17 protein-coding genes and 1 pseudogene are annotated in these 20,941 nt (G+C 66.2%); 12 read left to right on the top strand and 6 right to left on the bottom strand.

Annotated elements, in window-relative coordinates; all coding sequences use genetic code 11:
• The first annotated feature begins 633 nt into the window (after positions 1-633).
• The gene (locus tag U5K29_04030; protein MDZ7677703.1) at positions 634-936 is read left to right on the top strand and encodes a helix-turn-helix domain-containing protein; all 303 of its coding nucleotides are present in this window, start codon (positions 634-636) and stop codon (positions 934-936) included.
• Positions 937-962: 26 nt separating this feature from the next.
• Here the strand turns inward: U5K29_04030 and U5K29_04025 are convergent, their stop codons facing one another.
• Positions 963-1,514, bottom strand: a complete 552-nt coding sequence (locus tag U5K29_04025) for a hypothetical protein (GenBank protein ID MDZ7677702.1) — start codon at positions 1,512-1,514, stop codon at positions 963-965.
• Between the two features lie 172 nt (positions 1,515-1,686).
• Positions 1,687-1,896 (bottom strand): hypothetical protein, encoded by a 210-nt coding sequence (locus U5K29_04020; GenBank protein ID MDZ7677701.1) that lies wholly within the window; start codon positions 1,894-1,896, stop codon positions 1,687-1,689.
• 61 nt (positions 1,897-1,957) lie between these two features.
• On the opposite strand from U5K29_04020, the gene U5K29_04015 reads away from it, so the two are divergent.
• The 7 genes and pseudogenes from U5K29_04015 to U5K29_03985 all read left to right on the top strand — a co-directional run bounded on the left by U5K29_04015 (position 1,958) and on the right by U5K29_03985 (position 12,124).
• On the top strand, positions 1,958-2,137 hold the full coding sequence (locus U5K29_04015; GenBank protein MDZ7677700.1) for a hypothetical protein: 180 nt from the start codon (positions 1,958-1,960) through the stop codon (positions 2,135-2,137).
• Positions 2,130-3,554, top strand: a complete 1,425-nt coding sequence (locus U5K29_04010; GenBank protein ID MDZ7677699.1) for a S8 family serine peptidase — start codon at positions 2,130-2,132, stop codon at positions 3,552-3,554. Before U5K29_04015 ends, U5K29_04010 begins: the two co-directional genes overlap by 8 nt.
• A gap of 394 nt (positions 3,555-3,948) precedes the next feature.
• The gene (locus U5K29_04005) at positions 3,949-4,665 is read left to right on the top strand and encodes a hypothetical protein (protein MDZ7677698.1); all 717 of its coding nucleotides are present in this window, start codon (positions 3,949-3,951) and stop codon (positions 4,663-4,665) included.
• A gap of 254 nt (positions 4,666-4,919) precedes the next feature.
• Positions 4,920-5,693, top strand: a pseudogene (locus U5K29_04000) (class I SAM-dependent DNA methyltransferase).
• Between the two features lie 40 nt (positions 5,694-5,733).
• Complete coding sequence (locus U5K29_03995) at positions 5,734-6,591, top strand: N-6 DNA methylase (protein MDZ7677697.1); 858 nt, start codon at positions 5,734-5,736, stop codon at positions 6,589-6,591.
• Between the two features lie 434 nt (positions 6,592-7,025).
• Positions 7,026-7,223 (top strand): restriction endonuclease subunit S, encoded by a 198-nt coding sequence (locus tag U5K29_03990; protein ID MDZ7677696.1) that lies wholly within the window; start codon positions 7,026-7,028, stop codon positions 7,221-7,223.
• Positions 7,224-9,442: 2,219 nt separating this feature from the next.
• Positions 9,443-12,124: a type I restriction endonuclease subunit R gene (locus U5K29_03985; GenBank protein ID MDZ7677695.1), complete on the top strand. Its 2,682-nt coding sequence runs from the start codon at positions 9,443-9,445 to the stop codon at positions 12,122-12,124.
• A 500-nt stretch (positions 12,125-12,624) separates the two neighbouring features.
• Here the strand turns inward: U5K29_03985 and U5K29_03980 are convergent, their stop codons facing one another.
• Together U5K29_03980 and U5K29_03975 are read right to left on the bottom strand one after the other, a co-directional pair.
• A complete protein-coding gene (locus tag U5K29_03980) occupies positions 12,625-12,933 on the bottom strand; it encodes a nucleotidyltransferase family protein (protein MDZ7677694.1) in 309 nt (102 codons plus the stop codon).
• A gap of 135 nt (positions 12,934-13,068) precedes the next feature.
• Complete coding sequence (locus tag U5K29_03975; GenBank protein ID MDZ7677693.1) at positions 13,069-14,409, bottom strand: alpha/beta hydrolase; 1,341 nt, start codon at positions 14,407-14,409, stop codon at positions 13,069-13,071.
• Positions 14,410-14,604: 195 nt separating this feature from the next.
• Between U5K29_03975 and U5K29_03970 the strand changes: the two genes are divergently transcribed.
• Positions 14,605-15,171: a TIGR03086 family metal-binding protein gene (locus U5K29_03970; GenBank protein ID MDZ7677692.1), complete on the top strand. Its 567-nt coding sequence runs from the start codon at positions 14,605-14,607 to the stop codon at positions 15,169-15,171.
• A gap of 29 nt (positions 15,172-15,200) precedes the next feature.
• Here U5K29_03970 and U5K29_03965 read toward each other — a convergent pair whose 3' ends face one another.
• Both U5K29_03965 and U5K29_03960 read right to left on the bottom strand, forming a co-directional pair.
• A complete protein-coding gene (locus tag U5K29_03965; protein ID MDZ7677691.1) occupies positions 15,201-15,734 on the bottom strand; it encodes an ACT domain-containing protein in 534 nt (177 codons plus the stop codon).
• A 59-nt stretch (positions 15,735-15,793) separates the two neighbouring features.
• Positions 15,794-16,486 carry an acyltransferase gene (locus U5K29_03960; protein ID MDZ7677690.1) on the bottom strand — a complete coding sequence of 231 codons (693 nt, stop codon included), beginning with the start codon at positions 16,484-16,486 and terminating at the stop codon, positions 15,794-15,796.
• A gap of 140 nt (positions 16,487-16,626) precedes the next feature.
• Between U5K29_03960 and U5K29_03955 the strand changes: the two genes are divergently transcribed.
• Genes U5K29_03955 through U5K29_03945 form a run of 3 tightly spaced genes read left to right on the top strand, consistent with a single transcriptional unit; the run spans position 16,627 to position 20,926 of the window.
• Positions 16,627-17,850: a hypothetical protein gene (locus tag U5K29_03955; GenBank protein MDZ7677689.1), complete on the top strand. Its 1,224-nt coding sequence runs from the start codon at positions 16,627-16,629 to the stop codon at positions 17,848-17,850.
• An 8-nt stretch (positions 17,851-17,858) separates the two neighbouring features.
• Positions 17,859-19,835, top strand: coding sequence for a hypothetical protein (locus U5K29_03950; GenBank protein ID MDZ7677688.1), 1,977 nt, complete (start codon positions 17,859-17,861; stop codon positions 19,833-19,835).
• A gap of 32 nt (positions 19,836-19,867) precedes the next feature.
• Entirely contained in the window at positions 19,868-20,926 is a 1,059-nt protein-coding gene (locus U5K29_03945) for a saccharopine dehydrogenase NADP-binding domain-containing protein (GenBank protein ID MDZ7677687.1), read from the top strand.
• Positions 20,927-20,941 lie beyond the last annotated feature (15 nt).

The following is a 20,941-nucleotide window of genomic DNA, read 5'->3' as shown; positions in this document are numbered from 1 at the left end:
TCAGCGACCAGTGGACCGGGGCGCTCACCCAAACCCCGCCCGGTCAACGACCAAGTTGCCGAAACTGAGTCGGCGTGCGCACTGTTGTAGACCCCTCCATGGCTCCCACCGTACGCCGATGGGGCTACAGCGACGTCCCGAGTCGATGCCCCGCGCCAATCGCGTTTCGGGTCGTCCTCGCGATCGTGGTCAGCCGCTCAGGACCCCTCGGCCGCTCATCGGGTCCGTGGCACACCCGGTAAGGCCGCCGACCGGCGAGTACATCGACTCTGTTCGCTGGGGTGGCGCCGTCGTCAGAACGTCGAAATCCCAACGGAGCGTCGCCACCACGGCCTACCCACGCAACCTTCCCCGCGAACAAGGCCTGCCGCTTCCACGCCCCGCCGCAGACATAGCGCAGCAGGCCTCCTGCCGACTCCAGCTCGAAGCCGGCAGCCTTCCCTGCCACTCAGCGCGACCGCTCCAGAAGCACGATCCGGCGCGCACACATTTGCAGGTTCCCCTGCGGGGAACCTGTTGGGTATCCGGTTGGCGTAATCCGGTTCACCCACGGTGGTGGACTGCACGGACTGATGAGCCTGGACGGCACGGATTCCTGCGCGGGATCCGGCACCGATCGCGGCCTACAAGGACATGAGCAACGATCGCCCCCTCACCATCACCGTCGAGCAGGCCGCCCAGGTCCTCGGCGTCGGCCGGTCCACCGCCTACGAGCTCGTCCGCAGCGGCGACATCAAGTGCATCCGCCTCCGCCGCCGCATCATCGTCCCCGTCGCCTACCTCGCCGAGTCCCTCGGCGTCGATCGCGACGCCGTGTGGGCGACGCTCTCCACGGACTCCGCCGAGCCACCGACTCCTGCCGTTCGAGGCACGGCCACCAGCGCCACAGGACTGCGCGAGCGGACTAGCACGGGCGAGCCTGCCACCTTGTTCTGAAGCCGGGGTCCGAGGTGGCACGGCCATCAGGGACCCGACTGCTTCAGACGTCTACCGTTGCGCCGATAGGAGGAGGACACGGGCAAGGATCGCTCCTGTCCCCATCCTCCCGCCAAGGTGCTGTGAGCGGGCCCGTGACCCACTGTCACTGGGGGCGCGTCGAATGAGACTCCAGGCAATGTTCGTCGCTGGCCTGGAGACCGTACAGTTGAGTTCAGGAGGCTTCCGTGGCTGCGACCGCTGATCACATCAAAGCACTCGTCAAGAGCCACTCGTCTGGCGATGACGAGAGCTTCTACGCGGTCGCCCTTCAAGTCGCTGCCAAAGCGGCGCGACAGGGTCACCATCGACTCGCGGGCGACCTGAAGGACCTCGTTGACGGGGCGCGGCGGCAGTCCGGTGGCACGGTAGTAACCCCTATTGCCCAGCCCCGCGGTGAAATTGCCGAACTCGTGACGGCGTCCTTCCCGGAGGTAGGCCTCAAGGATCTGGTCGTCGCCACCGAGGTCCGGGCACAACTCGACCAGGTGCTGGCCGAGCAACGTCAGCGTCACACCCTGATGGAACAGGGCTTCCACCCCGTGCACCGTCTGCTACTTGAGGGACCTCCAGGTACAGGCAAGACGATGACCGCCGCGGTCCTTGCCCACGAACTCGACCTGCCGCTCATGACAATCCGGCTGGACTCGGCGTCGAGCAAGTACCTCGGCGAGACCGGAAGCAAGCTCCGGCTGCTGTTCGACGCAGCGGCTACGCCAACGTGCCGTCTATCTCTTCGACGAGTTCGACGCGCCTGGTGGCGACCGAGCGGGCAACGACGTCGGCGCAGGGCGCTGCCGGATCCTCAACTCGTTCCTCGTCTTCCTCGAGGAGGCCAGTCCGGAGAGCATCGTCGTTGCCGCCACGAACCATCGGGCCATCCTCGATCGAGCGTTGTTCCGCCGGTTCGACATGCGTCATCAACTACAGACAACCCACGCCGGAGGAGGCCATCACTGTCCTCAAGGCCAGACTCGGACCGATGGGCAAGGGAATGCGGTGGGCGTCCGTGCGGGAGTCGACCAACGGGATGAGCCACGCCGAGCTGGTCAAGGCTGCCGAGACAGCTGCCAAGCGAAGTCTCCTCGCAGGCGACGACCGAGTCGCGGCGGCGACGCTGGTCGAGACGCTCAGCGAGCGGAACAACGCGAGCAGTGCCTGAGCCAGGGGAACACCTCACCCACCTCCTCGTCGTCGGCCAGGTCGAAGACCGGGAGTTCACGCGGCAGGGTCGAGGCGATCGGAAGATCCGGGATGTCGAACGCCGTGCCCATGGCGAGGCGATGCAGCGCGAGGTGGAATCGGCATTGGCCGTGCAGGACCAAGCCCACGACGAAGGATCGCTGGAGGAACTCGAGGCCCTCGGGGTCATCGTCACCATCGAGGCGAGTCCGGGCTTCCCGCTCAGTCTCGATTCGCTCGAACAGATGAGCCGCCACCGCGATGCTCCTCGGCCAAGATGGCTGTTGCTCAGCGTCTCGCCCGAGACGGAGGACTCGCCGGAACGAGCCCTTGTCTGGATCAGCGACGAGTACCGGGAGACGTTCCTTCGACTCTTCGAGGACTACCTCGATAGCGAGAAGGACACGCCCGGTGGGAAGCCACGCAACCGGGCCCTCATCGCCAACATGGCACGTATCCGCGCAACTGTCCTCCGCGACCTCTGGCAATCTGACGGGGACCCACCCACTACGGGCTTGCACTGGTGGGAGATCTGGCTACGCCCGGAACCCGATGCCGTAGATCTTGCACAGGAGTACGCCACCCGAGTGCAGCTTCGGATCGCTCCGAATCACTTGCGGTTCGACCGGCGCCACGTCATCTGGCTCGAAGCGCGTTGGGACCAGCTACAACTCCTGCCGTTCACCGCAGTGCCGGTCACGGAGCTACGTCGCCCCCAGTTTGTCGACACCATCCAGGATCTCGACGTCGCCGAACAGATGGAGTGGACCGACGACCTCGCCGGACGGATCACGCCCGCGGCCGCAACCGCACCGGCCGTATGCCTGCTCGACACCGGTGTGAGACGCACGCACGTCCTGCTCGACGCGTCGCTCGCCGAGTCCGACATGCACTCGATCGTCGGAGAGCCGGCAGGCGACCTCCACGGCCATGGCACCCTCATGGCTGGGCTGGCCCTGATCGGACCACTCGACAACGCACTCCTCGGCAACGACACCACCGTGACGCTCCGCCACCGACTCGAGTCGGTGAAGTTCCTGCCCGATAGGAGCAAGCCGCCACACGATCCACTGGCCTACGGCATCGTGACCGCCGAAGCGGTCGCCCGTCCGGCGATCGCGCACGCACGGCGTCGCGTGTTCTGTATGCCGATCACGAACCCCGCAGACCGCAAGGGAGAGCCCTCGCTATGGTCAGCGGCGGTCGCACGCTCGCCGCAGGCAGCGACGTCGGCCGGGTCGGACTTTGGGATCGAGCTGCTTGGCCCGCCAGACCCCGACTGCCGCGGCTGCTCATCGTTTCGGCCGGCAACGTCCGAGACGGATTCGACCTGGAGTACAGGCAACTCGCCGACCTGTCCCCAATCGAGGATCCCGCCCAGTCCTGGAACGCGCTGACCGTCGGTGCCCACACGGAGCTGACGCAGGTGCCGTCAGATCCCGCCTACGCGGGTTGGAGCGCGGTAGCCGACGAAGGCGGAATCTCTCCCCACAGCCGCACGGGCGTGATCGCTGGAGGGTCGCAGTGGCCGATCAAACCTGACATCTGTATGGAAGGCGGAAACGTCCTCACCGATGGAGCAGGGGACTTCCATGCCAACCATCCACTGCACTCGCTGCGGACGACGGACCGGCCGCGATGAGCTCGGCGCTGAGCTCAGCGAACGCCAGCAAGTGCGGCGACCGCACAGGCGGCCCGTCTCGCTGCGCTTGCGATGGCCACCTACCCGTCCTACTGGCCAGAGACGATTCGCGGCCTTCTCGACTGCACCACGCCGAGTGGACCCCGCTCATGCGAGCAGAGATCGACGCCGAACCCGGCAAGAAGCAGCGAAGGTCGCTACTCAAACGCTACGGCTGGGGCGTCCCGGACGAACAGAGCGTCCTGAGTTCGACAACAAACGCCGTCACGATGGTGGCTCAAGACGAGTTTGTGCCGTTCACCGGCGACGACTACCGGATGCGGAACTTCCGGCTGCACCAGCTGCCGTGGCCATCCGATGTGCTCGCTGACCTCGGTGCCGCCGACGTCGAGCTGCGGGTGACGCTCTCATACTTCATCGAACCGTCTGCCGCCCGGCGCGGTTGGCGGCGCCGCTACGCCTATGCCTCGCATGGGCTGCGCTTCGAGCTGCGAGCGCCGAACGAGACCACCCCGGAGTTCGTGCGACGGGTAAACCGCGAAGCCGCCGTCGAGGAGGAGCGCGGCGCATCGTCTGCCAGCGGCTCGGACAACTGGATGATCGGACCGAACCAACGCAACCAAGGCTGCCTGCATCAGGACATCTGGTCGGGCTACGGAGCCCAGCTCGCCGGGACCGGTGGCGTACTCGCGGTCCATGCCGTCGGCGGTTGGTGGAAGAACAACCGGCGCAAGGATCGCATCGAACTGCCAGTCCGCTACGCCCTCATCGTTTCGCTACGCACGAAGGCAGAGGATGTCGACATCTACTCGCCCATCGCGACCGCGCTGTCGATTCCAACCGATGCTGTCGCCATCGAGATCTAACGGTTCCAGCTTCAGAGTGGATCTCGATCGCGGCTCCTCAGGTCCCGCACATCCCAGACGAACTGGTCCAGACGCGGTGGCTAGGGACTTTCCGCCTTTTCGACCCTTGCCACTCCGACGACGTAGACGGGCAGCCGATCAGCACCCACCTTCGTCGCGAAGATCAACGCGCAGACCTACCCGCCACCCGGCACTGAGCGACCCGCCTGGCGAACAAAGTACGGTGCGACGAACGAGACTCGACGGAGCCCACCTTGACCGCAACGAATCACCCCGACCTTGCCCACGCAGAGACGCTTTGGAAGGCGGCCGATGCCCTTCGGGGCCAGATCGATGCCGCTGAGTACAAGCACGTGGTCCTCGGCCTGCTCTTCCTGAAATACATCTCGGACTCGTTCGAGGCCCGGCGCGACGAACTCAAGGACGAGCTCGCGTCCGACGGGATTCCTGCTCCTCAGCTCGAAAGCCTGCTGGAGAACCGCGACGAGTACACCGCCGAGCGCGTCTTCTGGGTGCCGCCCGAGGCGCGCTGGCAGAATCTCCAAGACCAGGCCGCACGTGCCGACATCGCCACTCTGCTCGATGATGCCATCCTCGCCGTCGAGCGCGACAACCAGAGTCTCAAGGGCAAACTGCCGCGCGACTACGCCCGCCGTGGCATCGCGCCCGAGAAGATGAAGGGGCTGATCGACCTCGTCGCCGATGTCGGCTTCAAGGACGACCGCGCCAGGGCCCGGGACATGTTGGGCCGCGTGTACGAGTACTTCCTAGGCAAGTTCGCTCAGGCCGAGGGCAAGCTCGGCGGCGAGTTCTTCACCCCGCGCTCCATCGTACGGCTGCTGGTCGAGATGCTCGAACCCTACGAAGGCCGCGTGTACGACCCGTGCTGCGGTTCGGCCGGCATGTTCGTGCAGTCCGAACGCTTCGTGGAGGCCCACGGCGGACAGAAAACCGACATCTCGATCTTCGGCCAGGAATCGAACCCCACCACCTGGCGGCTGGCGCACATGAACCTCGCCATCCGCGGCATCGAGGCCAACCTCGGCGTCGCAGCCCGCCGACAGCTTCCTGCGCAACCTGCACCCCGACCTCAAGGCCGACTACATACTCGCCAATCCACCGTTCAATGTCTCGGACTGGTCGGGCAAACTCCTGGCCGACGACGTGCGCTGGCGCTACGGCACACCGCCGGTCGGCAACGCCAACTACGCATGGATCCAGCACTTCATCCACCACCTTGCACCGCCCAACGGACGCGGAGGGGGGGTAGCTGGTTTCGTCATGGCCAACGGGTCGCTCTCCACTGGTACCAGTGGAGAGGGTGAGATTCGCCGACGCGTCGTCGAGGCCGACCTTGTCGACTGCATCGTCGCGCTGCCAGCCCAGCTCTTCCTCACCACTGGCATCCCCGCATGCCTCTGGTTCCTCACCCGCGACAAGACAGGAGACAACCTCAAGCATGGGGGGCGCGACCGTCCGGGCGAAACCCTGTTCATCGATGCACGCAAGCTGGGGACCATGCAGACCCGGACGCTACGCATTCTCACCGGCGGCGACGACGGCGAGAGCATGCTGGCTGACGGCATGGGCGACCCGAAGCCCGACTCGGACCTCGGCCGGATCGTCTACGCCTTCCGCCAATGGCGCGGTGAACCTGCGCCGGACTGGTGGAATGAGTCGCGGCATGGCGCATGGACCTATCGCGACATCCCTGGTTTCTGCAAGGTCGAGACGATCGAGGGAATCGGCAAGCAGGGCTTCGTGCTCACCCCCGGCCGCTACGTTGGCGCCGAGGAGCAAGGAGATGACGGTGAGCCCTTCACCGAGAAGTACCCACGCCTACTGGCTGATCTGGAGGAGTGCTTCGGAGAGGGTGAGCGATTGATGGCGGCAGTGCGGGAGCAGTTGCTACGGGTCGGTGAGTGATGTCCCGCACCTGGCCGGTGTCGACGGTTGCAGAACTACAAGCCGCAGACGCGTTGCTCGTTGAGGATGGCAATCATGGTGAGTACCGGCCGCGCAGCCATGAGTTCGGAGTGGGCGAGCTATGCCTTCATCCGAGCTGCTGATATCGACAGTGGGCGAATCCTGTTCGACTCCGCTCAGCGGATCGACGACACGGCGAGGGAGCGCATTCAGGAAGGGAATCGGGCGCGGTGGCGATGTACTCTTCTCCCACAAGGGAACCGTCGGCAAGCTCGCTCTAGCCCCGCTCGACTCACCACCATTCGTCTGTTCACCTCAGACAACCTTCTGGCGTGCTCTAGACCCAAGTGTTCTTGATCACCGATACCTGTACTACTTCATGCAGTCGCCGGCATTTCGCGACCAGCGGCACGGCACGCTCCAACGAAACTGACATGGCTGCGTACATCAGCCTCACGGCACAGCGCGAACTAAAGATCGTCGTACCGCCGATTGAAGAGCAACAGGCCATCGCCGCCGTCCTCGGCTCGTTGGATGACAAGATCGACCAGAACAGGCGGCACGGCACTGGCACTGGATCGGCTAACGCGGGAGATCTTCGAGTCGTGGTTCGTGGACTTCGAGCCGATTAGGGCCAAGGCCGCTGGCGCCACCGCCTTCCCCCCTGCCACAGCCTGTCTTCGAAACCCTGCCCGGCAGTTTCGTCGAGTCCGACATCGGCCCCATCCCTGAAGGGTGGCGAGTTAAGGCGATCGGCAACGTCGTCCAAGTGAAGGGTGGTGGAACCCCGGCAACAAAGAACCCTGCCTACTGGGATGGCGGCGACCACTGCTGGGCTACGCCGAAGGACATGTCACGTCTTCAGCATCCAGTGCTACTGGACACCGAACGGCGCATCACCAGACCTGGGCGTCGACGCGATCAGCTCCGGCACCCTGCCAGCCGGATCGATCTGACCGTCATCTCGCTGCTCCTGTCGGCTACTTGGCGATCGCGGGCGTCCCAACAGCCGTCAATCAAGGTTTCATTGCGATGGTGTGCGACGGCCCACTTCCGCCCACCTACGTGTTCAGTTGGGCCTCCACCTCGATTGGCATGATCAAGGCGCATTCCAGCGGAACTACATTTCCTGAGATCAGCAAGAAGGTCTTCCGGCCATTGCCAATAGTCGTGCCGGACCCTGCGGTTGTGGCAGCCTATCGAGCAGTGGCCGACCCACTCTTCGAACTGCTGACGTCCACCGTGAGAGAGAGCGAGCAGTTGGTACGCTTGCGGGACTACGTCCTGCCTCGCCTCCTATCGGGCACGGCGAGAGTCCGACCATGAGCACCACGCCTGCTCGCGACCACTGGGATGCAGAAGCTCTCGAACCCGACCGAGCGCTCGTTGATCGCCGATTAGCTAGAGACGAGCAGGACTACCGTGAGTGGTGCGAGCTGTCTTACGGAACAGTCAAGGTGGGACAAGAGGAGTTCCACCCCGCCGACGTGCTCGACCAGCTTGCGCCAGACGCTGCACGACGCGGACGCGATGATGCAGCGGCGCAAGCAGGATCGGACCTCGAGCAGATCGTCGCCGAGCAGTTTCCTGCGCCCATCGCAGTTCCGTTCTACGGGTTCCTCGAGGGCACACGCCAACCTCACCAGAGGCTATATCGGCTTCGCGATTCATGGGAGTCCTTGATTCGCCTTCTGGCTGCACTTGCTCTCGCCGAAGCTGCTCGACATGGTGACGGCCGTCGCGCCGCTAGTGCTCCGTCAGGGGAAGGACCAAGGGTGGCGGGACTGCAGAACGAGGCCGACCTATGTTCGGACAGGTTGGCGACACGCATTGGTTCTCGTTGAGGGCGTGTTGCATCGGTCGAAGGAGGTGGGCGCAGATCTCCGAATCGCATCGCTTGTCCCCCTAGATGTTATTAGCGAAATTCGAAGGCTCAATGTCGTCCGAAACGGCTTCTCTCATGACGAACGAAGTCTGAGGCCCAATTGGCAGGCAACTATCGATGAAGCGTACCGAGTCTTGCGAGATGTATTGCTGGATCTTCGTGCCATGCAAAGCGTCGAGCTTCTGAAGGGTATACTTCGATCAAACCAGGGCCACAGGTGGAGGTTGAAAGACTAACGCGACACTCGCAAAGCCGACGCATTCAGGAGCTTCAGGTCGACTCCAGAAGCTATCGCCGTTGCCATGTCCGCTACGCCAATAGATGGCATGTCGAGGTACTTGCCCGGCTTGATGATCTCACATTGGATCTAAGCCCGTTCCTATATGCAGCGGATGATGAGTCTGGGCATCGGACCCGGGTTTTTCACTTCAAGCGCAAGTCCGCAGATGAATGGCAAGTAGAGTGTATAGCGGATTCGATGACACGATCATCGGCTGCCGATCATCATGAGCACTTGCTTGCACCATTCGTGGCTCTGCTAGAAGAAAGTCGGTCGGGCTCCTGATGGCAGCGTTGGACGAAGAGTTTGTCGAGGGACTTGCATCCGGCCAATTCGAGGCGATTGGGGCCGTTGCCCAGCGCGGTATTGAGATCGATGATGCAGGGGGCGTGGCAACGCTAGACGGAGAGCAGTGCTACGAGGCCGGCTCGCTTCGGCGCTCCATCGTCGCTCAATCCTGGGCTGCCTCGCACGACACCGTCGAGGGGTGGTACGCCTCCTGGCGCGCCCACCGCATCCCACACTGGCCCAGAACAACCGGTGGTTCCATACCCTGCTCATCGGATGGTGTCGAGGTCGAGTATCGCGACTCGAAGAGCGCGAGTCGCGTGGTGGTCGCGCCGCGCCTGGTCGACTTCGAAGAATCCTGAAGCGAATGAGACTGCTGGCGGTGCGGCCAGCTCACCATCGCTGGGCCATCGGGCAGGAGTCATCCGCCCGGACCTGACGGTGTACTTGAACGGTCTCCCGGTCGCTGTCATCGAGCTGAAGGACCCGACCGATACGCAGGCCGACCTCGGCGTCGCCGTCGACCAACTCGACCGCTACATGGCAGATCGGCGCCTGACCTGTTCGCCCCGAACCTGCTGTTGGCGGTCTCGGACGGGATGCTGACTCGCGTCGGATCACTCACCAGCGGACGCAGCCGATTCATGCCCTGGCGGCCTCTGAACGATGAGGGCGGGGGGGCGCCGACGATGGAGGCACTGATCCGCGGCTTGTTCGATCCAACGCACGCTGGTGGACTACCTGCGGAACTGCGTCACCTTCGAGGAGGACGAGCGGGCGAGATCGCCAAGAAGATCGCTGGCTACCACCAGTTCCGCGCCGTGCGTAGGGCACGGGCTGGCGTGCTGGCCAACCTGCGGCCACCGTCTGGTGAGGGCGACGGTCGCGGCGGCGTGATCTGGCATACCCAGGGCTCGGGCAAGTCGCTGACCATGCTGATGCTGGCAGGAGCGCTGATCCGCGAGCCGGGCCTCACCAACCCCACGGTGGTCATGGTCACCGACCGCAACGATCTCGACGATCAGCTGTTCGAGACGTTCGCCGCCGGTCGAGCGTTGCTTCGGCAGGCTCCTGTCCAGGCGGAGGACCGGGACCATCTGAAGGTGCTGCTCGACCGAGCTGCGGGCGGCGTGGTGTTCACGACGATTCAGAAGTTCACCGAAGCGCACGGCGTGATCTCGGATCGCTCCAACCTGGTGGTCATGGCCGACGAAGCACACCGAAGCCAGTACGGCTTCGTCGACGGTGGCGCGCGCTGGATGCGCGAGGCGCTGCCCAACGCCACCTTCGTGGGCTTTACCGGTACGCCGTTGGAGCTCGTCGACAAGAACACGGCTCACGTTTTCGGCGACTACGCGGACATCTATGACATCCGTCAGGCAGTCGAGGATGGCGCAACCCGACCGCTCTACTACGAGTCGCGCATCATCAAGCTGACGGTGGACGAGGAAGGCGCACGAGTCGCCGAGGAAGAGGTCGACCTCCTCGTCAAGGCTGACCGCAGTGGGGAACTAGCGGACGACGAGATCCGCGTGCGACTGGAGTCACTTGTCGGCGCCCAAGAGCGCCTCAGCCAGCTAGCAGCCTTCGTCGTCGAGCACTGGGAGGAGCGCCGTGCCGCGATGGAGGGCAAGGCCATGGTTGTCACCATGAGCCGCGACATCGCGGCGCGGCTCTACGAGGCTATCCGCAAGTTGCGTCCCGATTGGCACGATGCCGACGATGAAGGTGGCGCGATGAAGGTGGTCGTAACCGGGACCGGCGACGAGCCCGAGCCGTTGCGCAACCACGTTAGGACCAAGGCAGCACGCAAGCGGCTGGCAGAGCGATTCAAGGCTCCCGACGATGACCTTCGGTTCGTGATCGTCTGCGACATGTGGCTGACCGGTTTCGACTGCCCGCCCGCACACACCATGTATCTGGACAAGCCCCTCGCCGGACACAACCTGATGCAGGCGATCGCACGTGTGAACCGCGTCCATGGTGACAAGCCCGGCGGCCTGATCGTGGATCTGCTTGGACTGGCCGACCAGTTCGCTGACGCGCTGGACACCTACACCAAAGCCGGTGGCACGGGTGAGGCAATACGGCAGGTGCAGGACGAGGCGGTGCCCGCAATGCTGGCAGCCTTCGAGAAACTCCGCGGCTTCTTCCACGGATGCGACTACGAGCAGGCGCTCGATGCCCCTCCCGGCGAAGTCCTGCAGGTGTACCTACAAGCCGTCAACCACGTGTTCGGGCAGGATGACGGCTGGCAACGCCTGAGGACGCTAGTCAAGGAGCTGTCAACGGCCTTCGCTTTGGCGGTCCCACGTCCAGAAGCCGAATCGATCGCTCCGCACCTGGGCTTCTTCCAGCGTGTGGTTGCGATGATCCGGAAGCGGCTGGCCGACGACTCCAGCGACGGGTTGGGCGACGCTCGCCAGCGCGATATCGACGCTGCTGTCCGTCAAGTGATCGGCGGTGCGGTCGCCGCCGACGAGGTGATCGACCTGTTCGCCGTGGCCGGATTGCCCGAGGCGCGCCTCGACATTCTCAGTGACGAATTTCTCGGCCGGGTGTCGGCGCTCGACCAGAAGAACCTCGCCCTTGAGACCCTGCGCAAGCTCCTGAACGACCAGATCCGCATCACCGAGCGTACGAACCTGGTGCAGAGCAAGAAGTTCCGTGAAGCGCTCGAGAACGCCCTGCTGGAATACACGAACAAGGCGATCACCACCGCCGAGATGATCTCCCGGCTCATCGATCTGGCCAGGGAACTCCGCGACGCCCAAAAGCATGGCGAGGAGCTTGGGCTAAGCGCGGAAGAGACAGCGTTCTACGACGCTCTCGCCGACAACGGCTCAGCAGTCGAGGTCATGAAGAGCGATGAGCTGCGCTTGATGGCGAGGGAGCTGACAGAGATGGTCAAGGCGATGCCGAAGCTCGATTGGACCCAGCGCGAGTCCGTGAGGGCAAACCTGCGGCGCAGTGTTCGCCGGCTATTGGCCAAGTACGGCTATCCCCCGGACCTAGCGGAAGGCGCAACCCAGCTCGTGCTGCGGCAGGCAGAGCTGTCGGTGAGCTCCGAGGCGTCGTAGTGGCCCTCGCACGCGTTGCAGCGTCCGAATGGGCAATCCTCCTGGCAATCCACGAGCCGACACGGGGACGGATTCGACAGCACCCGCCGGACCACGAACCGCACCTGACCTGCGATAACGTGTCTTGACAACACCCGACGGACCGGTCGGATGGGCCTACGGATCAGAAGGTCGGGGGTTCGACTCCCTCCGAGCGCGCTGGCTCTCGTGCCCCGAAACCCCCTGCCCCGCAGGGGGTTTCTGCGTTGTGTGGACCTGCGGGCGGCGTCGGGGCGACCTGCCCAGCCAAGAGAGCGTCGAGCGGTGCGGGTACCACGACGGTGCGTGGGTCAGCTGAGGTGCTGGACAAGCCGCGGAACCTCGGTGGAGGCGATCATCCAGACCTGTCAACTGGATCAGATCACGGTCGTCGTCCCAGGCTTGCCTACCACCGCCCACGACCTCGGCGATCTGTCGGGCAGCTTCGAGAATGTCGGTGATCCGCTCGTCGTCTGCTCGGCTCACAGGTCCACGGCCTCGGCCAGGATCCTCCTGTCGCGGTCCTTGAGTCCGCCCGTGGACACAACGTCGACTCGATGATTCAGCAGTTGCTCCAGCTCCTCGGTGAGATGGAGCAGATCGAAGAGGGAGCTGCCAGGCTCGAAGTCGACGAGCAGGTCGATGTCGCTGTTCTCACCGGCGTCTCCGCGAGCGACGCTGCCGAAGACCCGAACACTTCGGCCGCGATGCCGAGCTGCAACCTCGAGGATGCGGTCGCGGTACGCGTGGACAAGCGCACCCAGCGGCGATGAGGTATCGACCACGGCCATGACGTGTCCAGGCTACTGCAGCTCAAGATCGGTCCCGCTGCGATCACCCGCCCCGAACCAAGGGGTGCTACATGTTCACCCTGGCGGTGGCACAATGAGCGGCGGCTTCGCGGGCCAACACGACGGCGGCGTTGGTCATCGACCGAGCGAGGTTGCGAACTCCTCGATCTCGCGAGCCACCTCGGTGGGGCGCTCGTGTGGCAGGAAATGACCCGCTCCTTCGAAGAGACGCAGGCGCCCGTTGGCGACGGTGGCGGTCCGTTCTCCCTGTGCAACCGGAAAGAACGGATCGTGGTCGCCCCACCCGACGAGTGTCGGCACGTCGATGCCTTCCAGCGCCTCGGCGACGGGTGCGTACAACTCGTCCAGGCGCGTGAGCGCACCGGAGAAGATCGCCGCGATGGTTCGTCGCTGGCGGCGATCGCCGAGGTACACCCCGGCATCGGGTGGCGTCGATCCGGGTCCGGTTCCCTGACGCAACATGAAACCAAGCGACGGTCCCGAGAACAACAATCGCGAGAAGAGACCTCCGATGACGGGTGCGGTGGTGAGCGACAGCGGGAACGGGATCCGCGTGTCCGGGAAGGTGTTGCCCGACAGCAATGACAGAGCGGAGACGAGGTCCGGGCGCGCGCCGGCGAGCAGGACACCCACGGGAGCGCCGAAGTCATGGCCGACCACAATGGCGCTACGCACACCGAGGTCATCGAGCAGGCCCTCCAGCGCGGTTGCCTGGGCCGCAGGCCCGACACTCTCGATCGTCGGCCTGTTCGGCCCGTCGCTCTTCCCGAATCCGACGAGGTCGGGCGTCACGACGTCGAACGAACCCCGGAGGCCGGCCTCGACTCGCTCCCATGCCAGACCTTGTCCCGGAATCCCATGCACCAACACGACCGTCGGGCCGTCGCCAGCTCGTCGGTAGGCCATCCCATTGCTCGCCCGCTGCATGTCGCCTCCTCCATCTACTAGTGATTCTATAGTAGAATGACGCCCATGGAGGCACGCAAGTCGTATGGCCAGTTCTGCGGTCTCGCACGGGCACTCGACCGAGTTGGAGATCGGTGGACGTTGCTCATCGTGCGCGAGTTGTTGCTCGGGGACCGAACCTTTCGCGAACTGGAGGACGCTCTTTCGAGGATCAGCCCATCGCTGCTCACGAAACGTCTCAGCGAACTCGTCGACGACGGGCTCGTCATACGCAACGACGCGCCTCGGCGCTCGAAGAACGTCGAATACGGCCTCACCGACGACGGCCGAGGTCTCGAACCGGTCATCATCGAGCTGATCCGTTGGGGAAGCAGGTGGATGTTGAGCGGCCCGGCAGACGATCGGGTCGACCCACGGTGGGCGCCCCTCGCGCTGCGGGCGTTGCTCGAAGGTCAACCTGCCCGTCGGGGCCGCGTCCACCTCGACATCGACGGCGTCCAAGTCACAGTCGGCAGCTCTGCTGGGCGGCGACAGGTCACCGCCGGCCATCACGGGCGCCAGGACGCCACCATCGCAGCACCGCTACCGGTCCTGCTCGCGGTTGCCGCAGACGCCCTGAGGCTTCAGGACTCCGGTGCTGCAATCTCGGGAGACGCCGCTGTCGCCCGCAACCTCGTCACCGGAGGTGGAGGTTCGCAAACCGGATGTGGCAAGCTCGGCGCGGCACACGCCAAGGGGGCAGCGATGTCCGAGCTCGTGGAGATGTTCGACCGGTCGACCGCACGGTTCGGCGACCACGTCCGAGCCGTGGCCGACCACCAGTGGTCGGCGCCGACGCCGTGTGAGGAGTGGGACGTCCACGCCCTGGTCAACCACCTGGTCGGCGAACAGCTCTGGGCACCGCACCTGATCTCCGGTTCGACGATCGACGAGGTCGGCGACCGCTACGACGGAGACCTGCTCGGCGACGATCCGGTCGCCGCCTGGGATGCCGCCGTGGATCCGTCGGTGGCCGCGTTCGCCCAGCCCGGGGCGCTCGAGCGCACGGTGCACCTCTCCTATGGCGACGACGCCTGCCGCGAGTACCTCCTACAGATGCTCACCGACGCCGCGGTGCACGGATGGGATCTGGCCCGGGCGATCGGCATCGACGCCACCATCGACGACGACATCGCCAGGCACCTGCTCGCCGCGTGGACCGAGCGGCAGGCCATGCTCCGGGGCAGCGGCGTGTTCGCCGAGCCGGTCCGCGTGGCCGACGACGCCGACGCCACCGCACGCCTGGTGGCGCTCCTCGGCCGTCGACCCTGAGGACCGCCTGGCGGCCCCACCGGCACAGCTTACGAATCAGAGCCCGAGGCGGACGGGAGTGCGAGGTCGACCATGAGCTCGTCGGCCACCGCTTCGAGGGCGGCCCGCACCTCGTCCAGGTCGGCGCCGGCGGGCAGGCTCAGCACGGCCCGGGCCTCGAAGATGGTCCCTCCCGCCATCGGGGCCTCCTGGGTGGAGGTGGAGAGCTCCTCGATGCTGACCCCGAGCGACGCCAGCACGCCCGAGATCTCCCGAACGATCCCCGGTCGGTCGCTCCCCACCAGCTCGAGCACCATCTCGGTGGCGCCCGCGAGCCGCCGCTCGCCTCCCTGCTCGGCGTGGACGTCGAGCAGCCCACGCGCCCTGAGCGTGGAGAGCGCCGCCACCAACGCCTCGGCGTGCTCGTCGGGAACGGTGACCAACACGATGCCGGCGAACTTGCCCGCCAGCTCGGCCATCCGGCTCTCCTCCCAGTTGCCGCCGTGCTCGGCGACGAGGTCGGACATGGCGGTCACGAGACCGGGGCGATCCTCACCGATCGCGGTGAGCACGAGGGTGGCCATCGCTGCAGGCTAACGCTGCTCGGCCGACCACTACGGCCTGGCCACCGAGGTCGGCACCGTCAGGCGGGCTTCCCCGGTTGCAGCGGGAGAACGACAACGTCGTCGGGCGCCGTGGTGCTGATGACCCGGCCCGGCACCCCACCGACGATCGAGTGGTCGGGCACCGGTTCGGTCACCACGGCACCGGCAGCGATGATCGACCGGCGGCCCACGTGGGCGCCGGGCAGGATCATGGCGCCGTGGCCGATCCAGCTGCCGGCGCCGATGCGCACCGGGCGGGGCGCCTGGGCCTGCTCGCCGATGGGGCGATCGGCGTCGACCCAGTCGTGGTTCTGGTCCGAGACGAACACGTCGTTGCCCATCCACACGTCGTCTTCGACCACGATGGTGCGGTGGGCGGTGATGGTGGCGCCGCGTCCGATCACGCAGCGGTCGCCAATGGTGAGCGTCGGTCCCGCCCAGGAGGGGTTCGGGGGCTGCAGGGGAAGCCCCGCCGACAGGGTCGAGTAGGCCCCGACCATGGTGTCGCTGCCGATTGAGATGCGGTCGTAGCCGAGGATCGACGCCGAGGGAAAGCAGACACAGCTGTTGGCGCCGAAGGCGTGGAACCGCCTGGCCCGCGGGTCGCCCGAGCGGATGGTGGCGAGCTGAGCCATCATCTCCCAGCCGCGGCGCAACACCTCGCCCGCCGTCCTGGCCAACCACCTCGGTCGCGCCCGCATCCCCGTCCCCCGTTCGTCGATCAGCCCCACCACGGTACCCGACCCCGCCCCGGCTCGGACCAGACGACCTGCTCGCGCCGCCGGTACCCTCGAGGTGCGGGCGGTCCCGGTCGGGCCTCGACTGCGGCCGGGGATCCAGACCGAGTTCGCGACCGGAAAGACACAAGGTGATGGAGAAGGACCCGAACAAGGGGTACGTGGCGCTTCTGGGCTGGACGCTCGGCGCGATCGACGCCGCCGAGCAGTTCGACCGACGCTACGTGGTGGTCGCCCCCGAATGGGCGCGCGAGTTCGCCGAGGCCAACGACATCCCCTATGTGCCCTGGGACTTCGAGCGGCTCAACGACCGGTCGATGGAGATCGCCGAGACGCTGGAGAAGATGGGCGTCGACGTCGCCATCCCCCTCTTCGAGGAGACGGTGGAGTGGGCGGGCGCCATCAACTCGGTGCTGAGCAAGAACCCCCGCCTGCACGGCCAAGCCGTGCTGTTCCGCGACAAGGCGCTGATGAAGCGGCGCGCCCAGCTCGGCGGCATCAGGGTCGGCATCTTCGAAGAGGCCCACGACCGCGGCGACGTCGTGCGCTTCCTGACCCGGGTGAACCAGACGTTGCTGAAGCTCGACGGCGATCCCAACGACCCGATCCACGTCAAGGCCTTCGACCAGGCCGGCTGCCTCGGCCACCGCGTCATCCGCACACCAGATGAGGTCGACCTCATCCCCGACACGGACTTCCCGGTCCTGATGGAGAGCCATCTCGACGGGTGGGAGTTCGCCGTCGAGGCCTGGATCCAGAACGGCAAGATCCGCTTCCTCAACATCTCGGAGTACGTGACCCTCGGCTACTCGGTGTTCGTGCCCGCATCACCCGAGCTCGAGGCCTGGCGCCCTCGCGTGGTCGAGGAGATCGAGAAGCTCATCAAGACCTTCGACATCGAGTTCGGCTTCATCCACCCCGAATACTTCGTGACCAGCGACGGCACCATGTACTTCGGCGAGGTCGCCTACCGGCCACCGGGCTTCAAGGTCTTCGAGCTGCTCGAACGGGTCTACGGCTTCAACGGCTACCAGGGACTGATCGTGTGCTTCGACCCCAAGACGACCGAGCAGGAGCTCGAGGCGTTCTTCCCCCGCGAGGTCGTCGACGCCGACGGCTTCGCCGGCTGCTTCGGGGTGTATCCCCGCCAGCGCGTCGTCAGCAGTCTCGAGATCCCCGAGGAGACCGAGAACCACCCCTACTTCGAGTCCCATGAGCTGACCTCGCCCCAGGAGTCGAAGGTCACCAAGCGCACCGCGTTCGGCACGCACTGGGGGCTCGTCTACTTCCGCGGCGACGACGCTGACACCATGAAGGAACTGCTGCACCACCAGGAAGAGCTCGACTTCTATGTGTGAACCCAGCCATGGCTGACCCACAGGGTGGCAACGACCACGCGGTGACCCTCGAGCGGCTGACCTCCATGTTCGGCGACGCGCTCGCGAAGCTGGAGCGCACCTCCGACTTCGCCAAGGTCACCGCGCTCGGCCCGATCCTCGACATCGGACACCGCCTGCTCGCTCGCCAGGGGGGTGCCCAGGTCCTCTACGACCACGTAGAGCGGATCGAAAGGGCAGGCGCGTTCGCGGGGACCGACTGGGACCACCCCGAGATGCTGCAGCCGCGTTTGGCGGCCGGAACCCTCGAACACGGCGAGCGAAGCTCGGCCACCCTCGAGATGCTGAGCGAGCTACGACTCCTCGCGCTGGCCCGTGGGGACACGTTCCACCTCAACCTCTCAGCAGAGAGCGCTCGACGCTTCCTCGCCCAGGTGCTCGCCCTCGAGCTCGACCAGCTCTTCGGTGCCGCGTCCGAAGCCGACCGCCAGGCGGGATCGCACGGCATGGCGCTTCGCAACCTCGTCGACTTCCTCGCCGAGGGGATCGGCTATGGCCACGTGCTCGACAGCCTCATCGCCGAGATCGAGCGCATTCTCGCCCAACGGCCGATCATGGTCGACCACGTCAAGGTGATGATCACCCGGGTCTCGGCCTACATCGCCGACGCCGAGGCCACCGCGCCCGCCTCCACCCTCGGCGTCAACCGGCTGGTCAGCGCCCTCTACGGCCCCACCTCGGGATGCCGCGAGGACCCCGGGGTCGATGTGTACCAGGCGCGGCTGGCCACCATGGACGACAGCACACTGTGGCAAGAAGCACGCGAGCTCGCCCTCGCCATGCACAGCACCGGACTGGTGTCGCCCTACCACGCCGCGTTCTTGCACCACGTGAACGGCGAGCGCGAGGACTTGGTCGGCCAGGCCCTGGGGTTGAGCAGGACCGGGGTCGAGGCGCTGTCGTGCTACAGCCCGCTGGTCACCAGGCTCATCGAGGCCGCCATCACCCCCGAGACGGTACAGACGGTCTACTCCCTGGCCCAGATGGTCGAGAGCGGCGTGCTGTTCGACCCCGCGGTCAGTCCGTCGCTGTGGGGACAGATCGGCCTGGTTCCCTCGCCTGCGACCGAGGCCACCCTGGCGCCGATCGCCGGCAACGAGTCGGTCTCGACCCTGCTCCTCGCGGGAGTCATCAACGTGCTGGGCCAACCGCTCGGGATCGGACAGGGCAACAACCCCACGTGCCAGGCGGCCAGGGCCATCTCGATGTGGGCGCTGGCCTCACCCGACTACCTGCTCCGCCTCGTCACCCGAGCCGCCCGCGACGACGAGATCAACATCTTCTTCGAGGGCCAACGGCTGTCCTCGGCCGAGCTCAGCGCTGGAATGTTCAACACACCGCTCACCGACGTCGATCCGGTCTCGATGGTCCTGGTCCCCCACCTCGACCGCATCTACATCGAGATGGGGCGGCGCTGCGCCGACCGGCAGGGCGACCCCCACTCCTGGATCAACCGGGAGATGCACGGGTGGTGGGTCGGGCGCGACACCGCGCTCGCGGTCGATCTCGCCACCGGCACGCTGACCGACTTCGACCACTTCGTGCGTCGCTTCTACGCGCTCCACCACCCGCTCCACAACCAGAACCGTCCGGTCGTCCATCCCCAACCCGCGGGCATCGCCGTGACCGACAGCCTGGGGCGGTTCATCGGATGGCACGCCATCTCGATCCTGCGGGTCGGACTCGATCCCTCCGAGATGATGCGGGTCTACTTCTTCAACCCCAACAACGACAGCGGCCAGGACTGGGGACACGACCTCGTCGTGTCCACCGAGGGCAACGGCGAACGCTTCGGCGAGTCGTCGCTGCCCATCGGCCAGTTCGCCTCGCGGTTGTACCTGTACCACTACGACCCGTGCGACCTGGGTGATGTGGCGACCGTGACCGCCGACGAGGTCGCCGAGGTCGAGGCCATGGCCCGCGCCACGTGGGCCGCCGACCGTTGAGCTTGGCGCGATCGAACTCCGCCAGGATCGTGGTGTTCGGGGCCACGGGCTACACCGGTCGTCTGGTCACCGCCACGCTGGTCGAGCAGGGAGCCCGACCCGTCATCGCCGGACGCCACCGAGACGCCCTCGCCCGGCTGGCCGACGACCACGGCGGTCTCGAGGCCCGCGTCGCCGACGCCGACGAACCCCGCTCGGTCCGGGCGCTGGTCGAACCGGGCGACGTGCTGGTCACCACCGTCGGGCCGTTCTCGCTGCTGGGCCACGCCGCGCTGGACGCCGCGATCGACGCCGGTGCCCACTACGTCGACTCCACCGGCGAGGCCGGGTTCATCCGCCACGTGATCGGCACCGCGGCATCGCGGGCCGAGGGCCGCGGCTCGGCGTTGCTGTGCGCCTTCGGCTTCGACTTCGTGCCCGGACACCTCGCGGCCGCGCTGGCCGTCGAGGCCGCGGGCGTGGGAGTGCACGAGTTGCAGATCGTCTACAGCGGGTTGCGAACCGGTCTGAGCAGCGGGACCCGCGCCTCGGCCCGGGCCCTCCTCGTCGATCGGACCCACAAGCTCGAGCACGGCCACGTGGTGGAACGTCCCACCGGACGCGACGTGACGACCGTCGAGCTCGACGGTCGTCACCAGCATCTGCTGCTGGCGGGCGGCACCGAACCGTTGACCGCCACCCGCCAGTGGCCGGGCACCGAGTCGGTGTCGGTCTGGCTCGACCTCGGCCCCGCGGCCTGGCTGGTCAAGGCGTCGTCGTTCGCGCTGCCGGCCCTCATGGCGATCCCTCCGGTCGGCGCACGGGCACGGCGCGTCGGTGGCCCGACCGGGACCGGCCCCAGCGCCGAGGAACGGGCACGATCCACCAGCACGGTCACCGCCCTCGCCCGCGACGCGACCGGTCGGGAGCTCGCCCGGGGTCGGGTGATCGGACCCAATCCCTACGACATCACCGCCACCACCCTCGCCGCCGGTGCGCTCGAACTGGCCACCCGAGGTGCGCCCCGGGCGGGGGCACTCGGACCGCTCGAGCTGTTCGGTCACCTCGACCTCCGCGACGCGGCGACCCGCCTCGGGCTCCGGCCGGGCTGATCGCTCCGCCGGATA

The organism is Acidimicrobiales bacterium (assembly GCA_034521975.1).
Classification (GTDB): Bacteria; Actinomycetota; Acidimicrobiia; order Acidimicrobiales; family SKKL01; genus SKKL01.
Note: the sequence above shows the minus strand (reverse complement) of the source record. Positions and strands in the feature narration are given on the sequence as shown.

Excerpts from the sequence above, each read along its gene's own strand:
- U5K29_03975 (MDZ7677693.1), bottom strand. The coding sequence starts at position 14,409 with ATGGCCGGCGGTGACCTGTCGCCGCCCAGCAGAGCTGCCGACTGTGAC.
- U5K29_03950 (MDZ7677688.1), top strand. The coding sequence starts at position 17,859 with ATGGCTGACCCACAGGGTGGCAACGACCACGCGGTGACCCTCGAGCGG.
- U5K29_03965 (MDZ7677691.1), bottom strand. The coding sequence starts at position 15,734 with ATGGCCACCCTCGTGCTCACCGCGATCGGTGAGGATCGCCCCGGTCTC.
- U5K29_04005 (MDZ7677698.1), top strand. The coding sequence starts at position 3,949 with ATGCGAGCAGAGATCGACGCCGAACCCGGCAAGAAGCAGCGAAGGTCG.
- U5K29_03970 (MDZ7677692.1), top strand. The coding sequence starts at position 14,605 with ATGTCCGAGCTCGTGGAGATGTTCGACCGGTCGACCGCACGGTTCGGC.
- U5K29_03955 (MDZ7677689.1), top strand. The coding sequence starts at position 16,627 with ATGGAGAAGGACCCGAACAAGGGGTACGTGGCGCTTCTGGGCTGGACG.
- U5K29_03980 (MDZ7677694.1), bottom strand. The coding sequence starts at position 12,933 with ATGGCCGTGGTCGATACCTCATCGCCGCTGGGTGCGCTTGTCCACGCG.
- U5K29_03990 (MDZ7677696.1), top strand. The coding sequence starts at position 7,026 with ATGGCTGCGTACATCAGCCTCACGGCACAGCGCGAACTAAAGATCGTC.
- U5K29_04030 (MDZ7677703.1), top strand. The coding sequence starts at position 634 with ATGAGCAACGATCGCCCCCTCACCATCACCGTCGAGCAGGCCGCCCAG.
- U5K29_04020 (MDZ7677701.1), bottom strand. The coding sequence starts at position 1,896 with ATGACGCATGTCGAACCGGCGGAACAACGCTCGATCGAGGATGGCCCG.
- U5K29_04015 (MDZ7677700.1), top strand. The coding sequence starts at position 1,958 with ATGGGCAAGGGAATGCGGTGGGCGTCCGTGCGGGAGTCGACCAACGGG.